The organism is Variovorax sp. Varisp36 (genome assembly GCF_047304235.1).
Lineage (GTDB): Bacteria > Pseudomonadota > Gammaproteobacteria > Burkholderiales > Burkholderiaceae_C > Variovorax.
The window spans coordinates 11293-25669 of the sequence record NZ_JBGLYU010000028.1 but is presented as its reverse complement, the minus strand read 5'-3'; the positions used below and the strand labels follow the sequence as shown (position 1 = coordinate 25669).

Here is a 14377-nt window from a genome sequence, read left to right as displayed (position 1 = left end):
GCAGTTTTGCACCGAGCCCAAAATTATAGCCCAGGCTGAGGGCCCAGTTCAACCACCCGCGGGCAACTTGCCCAATTCTTCGGAAACGAGCCTCACGATCAGCTTGTCCAGCGTCTGCACCGAGTAGTTGCCGACGTCGTGCACGGTCTGCGTTCCGGGGCCGCTGGCCGGGTCCGCCGCCTCCTTGTAGGTGAGGAACACGAAGCGCCCGCCGGTGTACTGCGCGATCTGGCGCTGGATGTATTCGCCCTGCTGGTCGAGCCCCGAGGCGCCCACGCTGAACACCTTGATGCCCTTGCCCAGCGCGGCGACCATGTCGTCGTCGTACTGAGGGCCGCCGTAGTCGAGGTGCGGCGGCGCATCGGCCAGCAGCACCACGAGGCGGGTGGTGCCGTTGCCGCGCCAACTCAGCTTGTGGACCGTTTCGTTCAGGGCCTCGTTCATCGCCTCGGGGTAGTCGCCGCCGCCCGCGGCGCGCAGGGCGTCGAGCACGCCCTGGAAGGCGTTCAGGTCATTGGTGAAGTCATGGCGGCGCACCAGGAAGTCGTCGGTGCGGTCGCGGTACGCCACCAGGCCGAAGCAGGTGTCGGGGCGGCTCGGCAGCCTCGCCACCTGGTCGGCGATGGTGCGCAGGGTGGTCTTCAGCTTGGCGATCTCGTCGTCCATCGAACCAGTGGCGTCGATCAGGAAGACCAGGTCGAGCCGGGCGCGCGCGGGTGCGGCGCCCGGCTTGCCTGGGAGCACGACGTCGACGGCATTCTTCTGGCCGCGCTGCAAGAAGGCGGTGCTCTGGCGGCCGTTCTTGCGCACGGTCACTTCGTACAACTCGCTGCGGGCCTTGTCGAAGGCGTTCGGGTGCAGCCACGCGCGCCCGCCCGCGTCGGTGCGCGCCCACATGGCGGCGCCGTTCGCGGCCTGCACGGCCACTTCGGCATCGGGCACGACGGCGCCGCGCGCATCGCGCACCTGGAGCAGGTAGCGCGCGCTGATGTCGCGTTCACGGTGGGCGACCTGGGTGCGGCCGCGGAAGGCGAGGTATTCGCCGAAGTCGGCGTTGTCGTCGACCATGCCGGCGGTGACGGGCTCGCTGGCCGGGCGTGGTGCTTGCGCCGGCGGCTGGACGGCGATGCGGGGAGCGGCGGATGCGGCGGGAGAGGGCATCGCCATCGCCGCGGGCGGGGCCTCGGCGATCGGCGCGGGAGAGGCGGCCAATGCGCCCGCGGCTTCTGCGCGCGACGGCTTGCGCAGCGCATCCGGCGGCGTGGCCGCGTCGGCGAGCGCGCGTCTTTCCCGCAGGGCGTGCCCTTCGAACTGGGCGTTGCGCTGCAGGCCCGGCGTCTCGTGCGTCTGGATCGGCCGGGCGCAGCCGGTGGCCGATGGCGCCTCGAAATTCGGCACGGCAAGCGTTGCCTGCGTGCGGCTGTCGGGCGCGGGCGTCGGCCATCTGACAGGGCCGTCGGCCGTGGCCGAGGGCTCGGTGGCGCCGCAGGCCGTCAGGAGCAGTTGGGCGCACAGCAGCACGACGAGCGGCCGGCGGAAGCGGGGAGCGAAGGCGTGGATCATGGAGGGACTCCGGGTGGTTGGGTGCAGGCTGATACGGCGGGCCGCCGCCAACGGGGTTGAGCCCCGCCGCTTTTTTTGCCGCCCTGAACCCCGATGCCTTCCGCCGCCCGTACAAGCTCGGGTGAAAATCCGCCGATGTCCGCGCTTCCCCGCGCCCCTTCCGCCAAGAACGCCCCCGAGCGCCAGGCCATGCCCGACGACCAGTTGATGCTGGCCTATGCGCAGGGCGACGCCGCCGCGTTCGACGTGCTCTACGCGCGCCACGAAGGCGGGCTGTTCCGCTTCGTCAAGCGGCTGCTGGGCGCGCGGCTGGCGGCGCAGGCCGACGAGGTTTTCCAGGACACCTGGGTGCGGATCATCTCGGCGCGCGAGAGCTTCTCGCCGCAGGGCGCGACCTGGCGCACCTGGGCCTTCACCATCGCGCACAACCTCGCGATGGACCGGCTGCGCGTGAGCGGGCGCGAAGTGGCGCTCGATGCGCATGCGGACGACGACAGCGATCCCGTCCCCACGCTCGACCGCGGTGTGCGCGGCGCTGTCGATGCGGCCGCGCATCCGTCGGCCGAAGAGCTCGCGTTCTGGCGCGCCGCGGGCCGCCGCCTGCTGGCCTGCCTCGACGAACTGCCGCCCGAGCAGCGCGCCGCGTTCCTGCTGCACCATGAAGACGGCCTGACCGTTGAAGCGCTGGCCGCGAGCCTGGAGATCGGATTCGAGACCGTGCGCAGCCGCCTGCGCTACGGCCTGCAGAAGCTGCGCGCCTGCATGGAGCGCTACCTGTCGGTGCTGGAGCAACGGGCATGAGCGGCAACACCACCGGTTTCGAAGACGGCCGCGACGACGACCTGCGCGACCCGGCGCTGCGCCGTGCGCTGGACCACGCGCCCGACGGCGAGGCCACGCCCGATCCGCGCACGCGCGACGCGATCCTGAAGATGGCGCACAACCTGGCTGCGGCGCCGGCGCCGGCGTCGACTGCGGGCACGGCCGCCAACAGCGCGAGTGCTCGGCCGTGGTGGCGCCGCCTGTTCGGCGGTGGCGCAGAGCCGCATCCGCGCATGCCGTGGAATGCGGCCTTCGCAACGGTACTGGTGGCCGCGTTCATTACCGTGCTGTGGCGCAGCGAACCGGTGCCCGATGCGCGGCTTGACGGGGAGGCGCGTGTCGGCGGCGCCGCCGCACCCGCGGCCGAAGCCCCCGCGGCTCCTGCAGCGCCTGCACCCGCGACGGCTGCCGCCCCTGAACCCGCGGCGGCGCCGCCGGCCGCGGCGAAGCAAGCCCCGCCGACACCGGCCGCGCCTGCTGCCGAACAGCGCGCCAAGGTGCCGCGCGACACGGCGCCTATCAAGGAAGCGGCACGCGCCCAGCCATCGCGCAGGGAGGCGGTGCCCGCGCCCACGCCCGTGGCGCCGGCGCCTCCCGCCATCGTCGCCGAGCAGGCCGCCCAAGCCCCCGCGCAGGACGAGCGTCGCGAAGAGCGCATGGAAAGCGAACGCCGGCGCGCCTACGCCCCCGCACCGGCCGCGCCCGCTCCATCCGTTGCATCGCCGCCGGCCGCCGCCCCGCTCTCCCGCCAGTCGCAGGACGCCTCGGCGCTTGCCAGCCAGAGCGGTGCCAGCGGGCAAGCCTCCGGTGCGTTGCAGGACGCTTCGCCGCGTGCGGCGAAGGCAGCGGCGTCTCGAGTCGACGGGCCGCCGTCCTTCTCCGCGCTGGAGCGCTGGACATCGTTCAGTTCGGACGCCGGCGCGCGGCGCGCGCGGGGCGACGTCGAAGGCTTGCCTGCCCTGGTGGGCACGGTGGCGCGCTCGGCCACCACACCCGATGCGCCCTTCGGTGCCCCGGTGGAGGCGCGACTGTCGCTCTATCGCGGCGACACGCTCATCGCCGTGCTCGAGATTGCGGGCGACCAGGTGCGCTGGACGCCGCACCCCGGCGGCACCGCGCTGGTCGGCACGCCGCCGGCGCAGGCGCTCGATGCGCTGCGCGCGCTGCTGGCGCGTTGAACCGGAGGCCCGATCGGGCGATCAGGCGTTCTTGAAGTCCGGTGCGCGCTTGTTCAGGAAGGCGTCCATGCCTTCCTTCTGGTCGGCCGTGGCGAACAGCGCGTGGAACAGGCGCCGCTCGAACATCACGCCGTCGCTCAGGCCGCTCTCGAAGGCGCGGTTGACCGATTCCTTGGCCGCCATCACCGAGACCTGCGAGAAGCCGCAGATGATCAGCGCCGCGCCCAGCGCCTCGTCGGCGAGCTTCTCGAACGGCACCACGCGGCTTACGAGACCGGCGCGCTCGGCTTCCGCGGCGTCCATCATGCGGGCGGTGAGCACCATGTCCATGGCCTTGCTCTTGCCCACCGCGCGCGGCAGGCGCTGCGTGCCGCCGGCGCCGGGGATCACGCCGATCTTGATCTCGGGCTGACCGAACTTGGCGTTGTCGGCCGCGATGATGAAGTCGCACATCATCGCCAGCTCGCAGCCGCCACCCAGGGCAAAGCCGGCCACCGCGCCGATCACCGGCTTGCGGATCGAGCGGATGGTTTCCCAGTTGCGCGTGATGTAGTCGCCCTTGTAGGTGTCGATGAAGCTGTACTTGGCCATCGCCGCGATGTCGGCGCCGGCGGCGAAGGCGCGCTCGCTGCCCGTGAGGATGATGCAGCCGATGGCGTCGTCCGCATCGAAGGCCTTGAGCGCCTGGCCCAGTTCGGTCATGAGCGCGTCGTTCAGCGCATTCAGGGCCTTCGGGCGGTTGAGGGTGATGATGCCGACCTTGCCAGCTTCGGTCCGCACTTCGATGTTTTCGTAGCTCATGGTGTCTCCGGGGGAAGGGAAAAAACGCGCTTCACTATACCCAGCATGGCCCGGAGTTCCCGATGCGAGAACGCCGACCCAGCGCGGGGGGAGGACAAAGAGGCGAGTTAACTGCCCAGCCAGTTCGCCACCTTGGCGGCGTCGTGCGAGAACAGGCGCCAGGTGGTCGCCCCGACGGGCAGCACCAGCGGCAGCCTGACCAGTTTGCGGTCGCGCGCCACGATGGCCGTGCACTTCGCCGCATCGCCCAGGTACAGCGCGAGGTCGTCGAGCTTGGCGATGCGCCAGGCCTGCGCCGGCCGCTGCTGGCCCTTCCTGCCGACAGCGGGCAGCTCGATGCCGATCCACTCGTCGTGCGCGGAAAAACCGGCCTTCTCGGCCGCGCCACCACGCAACACCACCTTCACCTGCACGCCGCCATTGGCCTCGGCCACGCGCAGGCCCAGCGCCTGCGCCTGCTGCGAGGGGTCTTCGAGCGTGGCCACGCCGTGCGCGCGCAGCAACTGCGCGAGCGGCAGCTCCTCGGTCGAATGCACCCAGCGCGCGAGCTCCGCCGCATACGAGCGGCCGCTCACGGCCTCGAGCGCGGCAGCAATGTCGGCCTCGCTGATCGGGCCGCCGCCGCTGTGCGTCCACAGGTGGCGCATCACGTCGTCGAGCGTGCCCTTGCCTTCATGGCGCAAGGTGAGGTCGAAGCACAGCGCCACCAGCGCGCCCTTGGTGTAGTAGCTCACCGTGCTGTTGGGCGTCTGCTCGTCCTGGCGGTAGTACTTGACCCAGGCGTCGAAGCTCGCGTCGGCCACCGGCTGCACCAGCCGGCCCGGCGTCTGCATGACTTGGTTGATGGTCTTGTTGAGCAGGCGCAGGTAGGCCGCATCGTCGATGCGCCCGGCGCGGCGCAGCAGCAGGTCGTCGTAGTAGCTGGTGAAGCCTTCGAAGAACCACAGCAGCTGCGTGTAGTTTTCCTGGCTGTAGTCGTAGCGCGCGAACTCTGCCGGCCGCATGCGCTTGACGTTCCAGGTGTGGAAGTACTCGTGGCTGATGAGTCCCATCAGCGTGGTGTAGCCGTCGGGCTGCTTCTTCTTCTCGCCGCGCTGCGGCAGGTCGCGGCGGTTGCAGATCAGCGCGGTCGAATGGCGGTGTTCGAGCCCGCCGTAGCCGTCGTCGACCGCGTTGAGCATGAACACGTAGCGGTCGATCGGCGGCTTCGGCCCGCCGCGCTTGCCGACCTTTTCGCCGTGCCAGAAGCGCATCTCTGCTTCGCAGATGGCCTTGGTGTCGGCGATCAGCTTGTCGCCATCGAACGAGGCCGCGGCACCCGCGATCACGAAGCGGTGCGGTACGCCGCAGGCTTCGAACTCGGCGCTCCAGAAGGCGCCCAGCTCGACGGGGCTGTCGGCCAATTCATCGTAGCCCGAGGCCTGGTAGCTGCCGAAGCCGTGCTTGTCGGCCTTCAGCGGCACCAAGGCAGTGGCGCACGACCAGCGCGCAGCGTCATCGGCCAACACGGGCGCGACGATCTCCAGCGCATGCGGCGCCTCGGTCTGGCCTTCGACGCGCAGGCACACGCTGGTGCCGTTGAAGAAGCCGCGCTCGGCATCGAGCCAGGCGGTGCGCACCGAGTTGTCGTAGGCGCAGACCCGGTAGTGCAGCACCAGCGGCTGCCCGGGCGTGCACTCGACGAGCCAGCTGCATTTGTCGAGCTGCGTGAGCGCCGGCTTGCGTCGGCCCTGCGTGGCGCGCAGGCCCTGCAGGTTCTTGGCGAACTCGCGCACCAGGTAACTGCCCGGAATCCACACCGGCAGCGACACGCGCTGCTGCGCCGTGGGCGCGTCGATGGTGAGCGTGATGTCGAAGAGGTGTGCGTGAAGATCCGCACATTCGACGCGATAGCGCACGCCTGCGGCGCGCTGCGCGAGAGCCTTCGCCGCCATCAGCTGGACGAAGCGGCGAGCTGCTTCTCGACCTGCTCTGCGGGAATGGCGCCGGGCGTGCGGGTGCCGTCGCTGAAGATCAGCGTCGGCGTGCCGGTGATGTTGTACTTGCGGCCGAACTCGACGTTGCGCTGCAGCGCGGTCACGTCGCAGCTGCTGGCCGCGGTGGCGGGTTTGGTGCTGGCTTCCATCCAGTCGCCCCAGGCCTTGCCCTTGTCCTTGCTGCACCAGATGTCGCGCGACTTGACGTTCGAGTCGGGGCCCAGCACCGGGTACAGGAACAGGTACACGGTGACGTTGTCGACCGTCTTCATGTCCTTCTCGAAGCGCTTGCAGTAGCCGCAGTTCGGGTCTTCGAACACCGCGAGCTTGCGCTTGCCGTTGCCGCGCACGATCTTGATCGAGTCCTTCAGCGGCAGCTGGTCGAAGGCGACGGCGCTGAGCTTTTCCACGCGCTCTTCGGTCAGGTTCTTGCGCGATTTCACGTCGATCAGGTTGCCCTGGATCAGGTAGTTGCCCTGCTCGTCGGTGTAGAAGATCTGCGCGCCGTTCACGCGCACTTCGTAGACGCCCGGGATCGGCGACTTCGAGACTTCGTCGATCGCCGGGAACTGCGGAATGCGCGCCGGCAGGTTCTTGCGGATCTCGGCTTCGCCGGCGGTGGCGGCCACGACCGCGCCCAGCGTGCAGGCGGCGAATAGGAGGTTGCGTACGAGTGTCATCGGGAGATCCGTTGGTTCGATTCGAGAATAAGTGGGCGCGTCAGGCCTTCAGGCCCATGGCTTGCGCCGTGATCCAGTGCTTGACGAGGCGCGTGCGGTCGAAACCGCGCATGCCCCAGTTGCGCAATGCAGGAAGCGGGCCGAGGTTGTGCGAGAAAAGCTGCTGCAGTCCATCGGTTGCGAGGCTCATCTGCAGCACGTCGGCACGGCGGGCGCGCTCGTAGCGGCGCAGCAGGCGGGCATCGCCCACGCTGCGCCAGTAATCGCGGTTCCTGATCACCTCGGCCAGCTCGGCCGCATCGGCCAGGCCCAGGTTCAGGCCCTGGCCGGCCAGCGGGTGCACCGTGTGGGCGGCGTCGCCCGCCAGGGCCCAGGAGCGGGTCGGCTGGCCGGGCATGGCGCCGGTCCAGCGGTCGGCGATGGCGCGCGCCAGCGGCCATGCGCCGCGCTCGCTCGTGAGCTTGAGCGCGCCGAGCGTGTTGTGGCTGGCCTCGGTGACGGCGGCGTTGAATTCGTCGTTGCCCTGTGCGAGCAGGTCGGGCGCGCGCAGCTGGTCGACCGACCACACCAGTGCGACCGTCTTGCCGTGCGTGCCGCCGAGCGGCAGCAGCGCGAGCACTTCGCCCCTGTCGTTGAACCATTGGCGCGCGATGCCGTCGTGCGACTGCTCGGCCTCCATGCGCGCCGCGATCGCGTGCTGCGGATAGCGCGTGACCTCGTAGCTCACGCCAAGCGCTTCGCGCGTGGTGCTGGCCTTGCCTTCGCACACCACGGTGAGCGGGGCGACGACGGGCTCGGCCACGACCTCGATCTGGGGCTGGAAGCGCACCGCGTCGGCCAGCTGCTGCTCGAGTGCGGGCACGTCGACGATCCAGGCCAGCGCATCGACTTTCTGGCGTGCGGCGCTGAACTGCACCCGTCCGCCTTCGTCGCCGTGCACCAGCATTTCGCGCACAGCGGTGGCGTGGACGGCGTCGGGCCAGGCGCGCAGCGATTCGAGCAGCGCGCGCGAGGCGGTGTTGAGCGCATACGCGCGGATGTCTTCCTTGCCCTGCGTGGCCGGCGGCACCACCAGCGCGACGCGCACACGTTCGCGCGCGAGCAGCAGGGCCAGCGTGCGGCCGACGATGCCGGCGCCACGAATGCAAACTTCTGGGGGGAGAGCCATCGAACGATTGTAGGAGTTGCCCGTCCAGGGCGGGGCGTGGGCCTTTTCCTGCGGCGGGGAGTTTTCGGGGCGCCTCGATGCCGGACAATTGCCGCCGAATTCCAAGGAACCCCCACCGTGTCCCAGCCTGCTTTCGACCTCGAAGCCACCATCGCGCGCCTGTTCATCTACCCGGTCAAGTCCTGCGCCGGGGTCGAGCTTCCTGAAATGCTGCTGACCGAGACCGGGCTGGAGTTCGACCGGGCCTGGATGGTGGTCGACGCGCAGGGCGAGTTCGTCACCCAGCGGCAGCTGCCGCGCATGGCGCTGATCAAGCCGCAGATGAAGCAGATGGAAGTGGTGCTGCGCGCCCCTGGCATGCTGGCGCTGCACCTGGCCTTCGACCGGGTCGAGAAGCCGGTGCGGGTGCGCGTATGGAAAGACGAGGTGCCCGCCTACGACATGGGCGACATCGCCGCCCAGTGGTTCAGCGATTTCCTCTCGGAGCCCGGCAGGCCGCAGACCCTGCGCCTCGTGCGCTTCGACCCCGAGCACAAGCGCCTGTCGAGTATGAAGTGGACCGCCGGCGTCGAGGCGCAGACCCAGTTCGCCGACGGCTACGCGCTGCTGGTGGCGAGCGAGGGCTCGCTGGCCGAGCTCAACGAACGCCTTGCGGCACAGGGCCACGGGGCCGTGGGCATCGAGCGCTTCCGCCCCAACATCGTGCTCGCGGGCATCGAGTCGCACGACGAGGACCGCATCGACGCGCTGCACATCACGACCGGTGAAGGCGAGGCCGAACTGCGCCCCGTCAAGCCCTGCACGCGCTGCCCGATCCCGGACATCGATCCGGCCACCGCCCTCAGCAGCCCCGAGGTCGGCGACACGCTGCGCACCTACCGCGCCGACGCGCGCGTGGATGGCGGCATCACCTTCGGCATGAACTGCATCGTGATCCAGGGTGTGGAGCACATGCTCAAGGTCGGCCAGTCCGTGGGCGCGAACTACAAGTTCGAATGAGCGAAGGCGCTCGAGCGGCGCCTCAGAACTTCACTCCGGCGATCAGGATGATGTTCGCGTAGGGCGTGCATTCGCCCGTGCGCACCATGGCGCGGGCCTTGGCGGTGCGGCGCTTGAATTCCTCGTGCGACACGGTCTGGGGCTCGATGCCCAGCGACTGCGGATACCAGCCCGGCAATTTCTTCGTGTCGCCATCGCCGTCGAGCGCCTCGTCGGCGATCACGATGCCTTCCACCTGCATCTCCGACAGCACCGCCTGCAGCACGTCGTCGAGTTGCGGCACGCCGCGCGCCACCGCGAGGTCGATGCGGCGCGGGCCATCGGGAATCGGCAGGCCGGCGTCGCCGAGCACGAGCATGTCGCCGTGGCCCAGCGAGGCGATCACATGGGAGAGTTCGGCGTGCAGCAGGGCGGTGCGTTTCACAGCGTGATCCAGTCGGGAGGCAAGGGACTGCGCAGCACGGCGTCGCGCTGCGGGATGGAAGGTTGGGCGCCGGGCTGCTGGATGCACAGCGCCGCGGCGCGAATGCCCAGGCGCACGGCCTCGTCGAAGGACTGGCCTTCGCCCAGCGCGACCGCGAGCGCACCCAGGAAGGTGTCGCCGGCGGCCGTGGTGTCGACCGCCTGCACCTTAGGCGCGGGATGATGGCGCGCGCCGTCGGCATCGACGGCCACGGCGCCGCGCGAACCCAGCGTGACCACCACGCGCGCGATGCCCTTGGCGCGCAGCGCCTGCCCAGCCTGCGCGGCTTCCTGCGGGCTGTCGGCGGACTGGCCGCACAGCGTCTGCGCCTCGATCTCGTTGACCACCAGCGTGTCGATCAGCGGCCACAGCGGCTCGGCGATCGCCTGCACCGGCGACGGGTTGAGCAGCACCTTGCAGCCCGTGCCGTGCGCCACCGCGATGGCGCGCGCGACCTGGTCCATGGGGGTCTCGAATTGCGTGACGAGGAAGGCCGCGCCCTGCACCTGCTGCTTCAGCGCGGCTTCGTCCACCTCTACCCGGGCGTTGGCGCCGGGAATCATCACGATGCGGTTCTGCCCGCTGTCTTCCACGAGGATCAGCGCCGTGCCGGTGGGCTCGTCGGCCACGGTGCGCAACGCGGCGGTGTCGATGCCGTCGTTCTGCAGCGCGTTGCGCAGCGCCGTGCCATGCGCGTCGCCGCCGACGCAGCCGATCATCTGCACTTGTCCGCCTTCGCGCGCACAGCTCACCGCCTGGTTGGCGCCCTTGCCGCCGGGAATGGTGGCGATCGAATGGCCGAGCAGGGTTTCCCCCGCGGCTGGCGCATGCGGTACGCGCAGCACCAGGTCCATGTTGAGGCTGCCGAGCACCACGATGCGCGGCGCCGGGGAGGGGCTGCTGGAAGAAGGCTTCGGGCTCACGGGGTGCGGGACTTTCGGGTTTGCGTTGCAGGCGTTTCGGTCGCAAGGGGCGCGGCGGGCTCGCGGAAGCTCGCATGCCGCGCGGTCGAGGCGCGCACGCGCAGCTCGGGCTGCAGCACCACCTTGCGCGCGTCGCGCCGCTTGCCGCCTACGCGTTCGAGCAGCATGTCGACCGCCAGCGCGCCGATGCGCTCCTTGGGCTGCGCCACGGTGGTGAGCGGGGGGCTGGTGTAGGCGGAGAGTTCGATGTCGTCGAAGCCGACGATCGAGAGTTCGTCAGGTACGCGCACGCCGCTTTCATGCGCCGCGCGCAGCGCGCCGATGGCCATCAGGTCGTTGCAGACGAACACGGCCGAGGGCTTGCGCTCGGTGCGCAGGATGGCGTGCATGGCCTCGTAACCGCCCTGGCTGGTGAAGCCGCCGCGCCACAGCAGTGCGCTGGCGTTCGCGATGTCGGGCGTCGCGCCGGTCTCGGCCAACGCCATGCGCCAGCCTTCGATGCGCTGCTCGCTCGGCATCACGCCCGCGGGCCCGCCGATGCAGGCGATGCGCTTGTGGCCCAGCGACAGCAGGTGCCGCACCGCGAGCAGGCCGCCCTGCATGTGGGCGGTTTCCACCAGGTCGCAGGCCGGGTCGTCGATCTCGCGGTCGACCAGCACGGTCGGCACGCGCAGGCCGTGCAGCTGCTTCGCCAGCGAATCGTCGTCGGCGGTGCCCGCGCCGGTCGACACCACGATCAGCCCGTCGATGCGGCGCTCGGCCAGCACCTTCAGGTAGACGCTCTGGCGGTGCGGTTCGTCATCGGTGTTGCACAGCACCAGCGTGTAGCCGGCGCCGAAGCAGCGGTCTTCCACGATGCGCACGATCTCGGCGAAGTAGGGATTCGAGCTGTTGGGAATCAGCATGCCCAGCGTCGAGGTGGTGTTGCTCTTCAGGCTTCGCGCCATCGCGTTGGGCACGTAGCCCAGTTCGCGGATGGCGAGCTCCACGCGCTCGCGCACCTTGGCGCTCACGTGGCGCGTGTCGTTGACCACGTGCGACACGGTGGTGACGGAAACGTCCGCCTTCAGTGCGACGTCCTTGATGGTGGCCATGGCTTTTTGTGTTCCTCGTGGGGCGGGATGCCGTCAGGCCAGGCGGCGATCCGCGCGGCGCTGGCGCAGCGTGTCGATGATGACGGCCACCACGATCACCGCGCCGGTGATGATGCGTTTGCTCGGCTCGCTGGCGCCCACCTGCGCCAAGCCGGCTTCGAGCACCGCGATGATCAGCACGCCGAAGAAGGTGTTGATCACCGAGCCGCGCCCGCCCATGAGGCTGGTGCCGCCGATGACCACGGCCGCAATCACCTGCAGCTCGATGCCGACGCCGGCGTTGGGGTCGGCCGCTTCGAGCCGGGCCGACTGCATCAGGCCCGCGAGCCCGGCCAGCAGGCCGGTGGCGGCGAACACGATGATGCGGATGGGGCGTGGGTCCACGCCCGCCAGGCGCATTGCTTCTTCGTTGGTGCCGATGCCCACCACGTGGCGTCCGAACACCGTGCGCGTGAGCACCATCTGCGCGATGACCACCAGCACCACTGCGAGCACGAAGGCGGCCGAGATGCCGCCGATCCACGGCGCGGCCAGGCCCGAGATGGCGTCGCCCACGTACTGCGTGCGCGAATCGGTCACGAGGTAGGCGCCGCCGCGCACCGCTTCGAGCATGCCCAGCGAGACGATGAAGCTCGGCAGCCGCCAGGCGACCGACACCGCGCCGGTGACCGTGCCGCAGACGAGCCCTGTCGCGAGGCCGAGCACGGCGGCCATCGGCACCGAGAGCTTCCATTCGAGGATGGCGGCCGCCGTGACCGCGGCGCTCAGCGCCAGCACGGAGCCGACGGACAGGTCGATGCCCGCGATGATCAGCACGAAGGTCATGCCGACGGCCATCACGGCCAGGGCGGGGATTTCATTCGCGATGGAGACGAAGGTCTCGCGCGTCAGGAAGTATTCGCTGAGCGTTCCGAACAGCGCGATCATGCCCACGAGCACGACCGTCAGGCCGAGGTAGGTGCCGAGCTGGCCCTTGAGCGCGGACGGTGAGGACTGCGGGGTGGTTTTCGGGGAGGCGGCAGCGTTCATGGTGTGTCGGCGGTGACCGGGGTCGGATCGGAAACGGGAGATACCGTCGGCGGGCTGGCGGCGCGTCCTGTCGCGTCGCTGAATGCGGCGGCCAGCAGCGATTGCTCGCTCCACGCGCCGCGCTCGAACACCGCGACCAGCCGGCCCGCGCTCATCACGCCGATGCGGTCGCACATGGCCATCAGTTCGCGCAGGTCGCTCGACACCATCAGCAGCGCCTTGCCGGCGCCGGTCATGCGGTCGAGTTCGGCGTACAGGTCGGCGCGCGCGCCCACGTCCACGCCGCGCGTGGGTTCGTCGAGCAGCAGCACCTTGCATTCGCGGTGCAGCCAGCGCGCGAACACCACCTTCTGCTGGTTGCCGCCGCTGAGCGTGGCGACCGGTTGCTCGATGCTGCGCGAGCGGACGCGCAGCAGCTCCACCAGCCGCTGCGCAATGCCGCGCTCCTTGGCGCGCTGCAGCCAGCCGGCATGGGAGATGGCACCGAGATCGCTCAGCGTGGCATTGACGCGGATCGACTGCGGCAGCAGCAGTCCTTGCGACTTGCGGTCTTCGGTGACCAGCCCGATGCCGGCGCGGATGGCCTGCATCGGCGAGCGCCAGCCCTTGCGCGCGTGCTGCGTGGGCTGGCCGTTTTCATAGAGGGAGATCTCGCCGCGGTCCGCGCGGTCGGCGCCGAACAGCAGGCGCACCAGTTCGGTCCGGCCCGAGCCGACCAGGCCGGCCAGACCCATGACTTCGCCCGCGCGCAGGTCGATGTCGACGTCGCGCACGGCCTGCGCCCGGCCGATGCCGCGCGCGCTCAGCAGCACGGGGCCCGCCACGCGGCGATCGCGGCCTTCATGTTCGTGCACCGCGCGGCCCACCATGCGCTGCACCAGTTCGGATTCGCGCACGCCGGCCATGGCGCGCACGTCGACCAGCCGGCCGTCGCGCAGCACCGCCACGCGGTCGGCGATGCGCTGCAATTCTTCAAGACGGTGCGACACGTAGACGATGGCCACGCCGCGCGCCTTCAGCAGCTCGATCTGCTCGAACAGGTGCGCGGTTTCGCGCGGCGTGAGCATGGCGGTGGGCTCGTCGAGCACCAGCACGCGCGTGTCGTCCTGCAGGTTGCGCGCGATCTCGACCATCTGCTGCTGGCCGATGCCCAGCCGCGCCACGGGCGTGGCCGGGTCGATGTTCTGCATGCCGATCTTGGCCAGCTGCTGCGCGGCCAGCTCGTGCAGCTTGCCGCGGCGGATCCAGCCGGTCTTGTTGGGCAGGCGGTCGAGCAGCAGGTTCTCGGCCACCGACAGTGTGGTGACGAGGCCGAGCTCCTGCATGACCATGCGCACGCCCAGCCGCTCGGCGTCGCGGCGCGAGGTGGGCGCAAAGGGCTTGCCGTCGAGCAGCATCTGGCCGCGCGTGGGCTGCACCAGGCCGCAGACGATCTTCGACAGGGTGCTCTTGCCGGCGCCGTTCTCGCCCGTGAGGGCCAGCACTTCGCCGGCGTTGAGCACGAGCGAGACGTCGTCCAGCACCGGCGCCGCATAGTCCTTGCCGAGCGCGCTCAGCGAGAGCACTGGCGTACTGCGATCGTTGTCAGCCATCGATGGGCAACCTCATTCATTCATTCCAGAAACACCACGGAACCGGCTTCGCCGGGCCGTTGGTGTTGCCCCCGGTAGGGGGAAGGCGC

The 14377-nt window shown here is 70.1% G+C and carries 13 protein-coding genes; 3 read left to right on the top strand and 10 right to left on the bottom strand.

What is annotated here, in order from left to right; all coding sequences use genetic code 11:
• Positions 1-48 precede the first annotated feature (48 nt).
• Entirely contained in the window at positions 49-1563 is a 1515-nt protein-coding gene (locus ACCD11_RS17430) for a vWA domain-containing protein (RefSeq protein WP_413314825.1), read from the bottom strand.
• Positions 1564-1698: 135 nt separating this feature from the next.
• On the opposite strand from ACCD11_RS17430, the gene ACCD11_RS17425 reads away from it, so the two are divergent.
• Together ACCD11_RS17425 and ACCD11_RS17420 are read left to right on the top strand one after the other, a co-directional pair.
• Positions 1699-2364, top strand: coding sequence for a sigma-70 family RNA polymerase sigma factor (locus ACCD11_RS17425; protein WP_007828902.1), 666 nt, complete (start codon positions 1699-1701; stop codon positions 2362-2364).
• Entirely contained in the window at positions 2361-3563 is a 1203-nt protein-coding gene (locus ACCD11_RS17420; protein ID WP_413314824.1) for a hypothetical protein, read from the top strand. Before ACCD11_RS17425 ends, ACCD11_RS17420 begins: the two co-directional genes overlap by 4 nt.
• A gap of 21 nt (positions 3564-3584) precedes the next feature.
• Here the strand turns inward: ACCD11_RS17420 and ACCD11_RS17415 are convergent, their stop codons facing one another.
• The 4 genes from ACCD11_RS17415 to ACCD11_RS17400 all read right to left on the bottom strand — a co-directional run bounded on the left by ACCD11_RS17415 (position 3585) and on the right by ACCD11_RS17400 (position 8188).
• Positions 3585-4364, bottom strand: coding sequence for an enoyl-CoA hydratase (locus ACCD11_RS17415; RefSeq protein WP_056595470.1), 780 nt, complete (start codon positions 4362-4364; stop codon positions 3585-3587).
• A 107-nt stretch (positions 4365-4471) separates the two neighbouring features.
• Positions 4472-6298: a M61 family metallopeptidase gene (locus ACCD11_RS17410; protein ID WP_413314823.1), complete on the bottom strand. Its 1827-nt coding sequence runs from the start codon at positions 6296-6298 to the stop codon at positions 4472-4474.
• Positions 6298-7020 carry a DsbC family protein gene (locus ACCD11_RS17405; RefSeq protein ID WP_007828910.1) on the bottom strand — a complete coding sequence of 241 codons (723 nt, stop codon included), beginning with the start codon at positions 7018-7020 and terminating at the stop codon, positions 6298-6300. Before ACCD11_RS17405 ends, ACCD11_RS17410 begins: the two co-directional genes overlap by 1 nt.
• Before the next feature lie 40 nt (positions 7021-7060).
• Positions 7061-8188, bottom strand: coding sequence for an FAD-dependent monooxygenase (locus tag ACCD11_RS17400; RefSeq protein WP_413314821.1), 1128 nt, complete (start codon positions 8186-8188; stop codon positions 7061-7063).
• A gap of 117 nt (positions 8189-8305) precedes the next feature.
• Between ACCD11_RS17400 and ACCD11_RS17395 the strand changes: the two genes are divergently transcribed.
• On the top strand, positions 8306-9187 hold the full coding sequence (locus tag ACCD11_RS17395) for an MOSC domain-containing protein (protein WP_007828914.1): 882 nt from the start codon (positions 8306-8308) through the stop codon (positions 9185-9187).
• Positions 9188-9209: 22 nt separating this feature from the next.
• Here ACCD11_RS17395 and rbsD read toward each other — a convergent pair whose 3' ends face one another.
• From rbsD to ACCD11_RS17370, 5 genes are read right to left on the bottom strand one after another with little or no spacing between them, the layout of a single operon-like run.
• Entirely contained in the window at positions 9210-9611 is a 402-nt protein-coding gene (gene rbsD, locus ACCD11_RS17390) for a D-ribose pyranase (RefSeq protein WP_007828915.1), read from the bottom strand.
• Positions 9608-10573, bottom strand: a complete 966-nt coding sequence (rbsK, locus tag ACCD11_RS17385) for a ribokinase (RefSeq protein WP_413314820.1) — start codon at positions 10571-10573, stop codon at positions 9608-9610. The genes rbsD and rbsK overlap by 4 nt, the downstream gene beginning before the upstream one ends.
• Positions 10570-11667: a LacI family DNA-binding transcriptional regulator gene (locus ACCD11_RS17380; RefSeq protein ID WP_007828917.1), complete on the bottom strand. Its 1098-nt coding sequence runs from the start codon at positions 11665-11667 to the stop codon at positions 10570-10572. The genes rbsK and ACCD11_RS17380 overlap by 4 nt, the downstream gene beginning before the upstream one ends.
• Before the next feature lie 33 nt (positions 11668-11700).
• Entirely contained in the window at positions 11701-12696 is a 996-nt protein-coding gene (locus ACCD11_RS17375; RefSeq protein WP_413314819.1) for an ABC transporter permease, read from the bottom strand.
• Positions 12693-14288 (bottom strand): sugar ABC transporter ATP-binding protein, encoded by a 1596-nt coding sequence (locus ACCD11_RS17370; RefSeq protein WP_413314818.1) that lies wholly within the window; start codon positions 14286-14288, stop codon positions 12693-12695. Before ACCD11_RS17370 ends, ACCD11_RS17375 begins: the two co-directional genes overlap by 4 nt.
• Between the last annotated feature and the right edge of the window lie 89 nt (positions 14289-14377).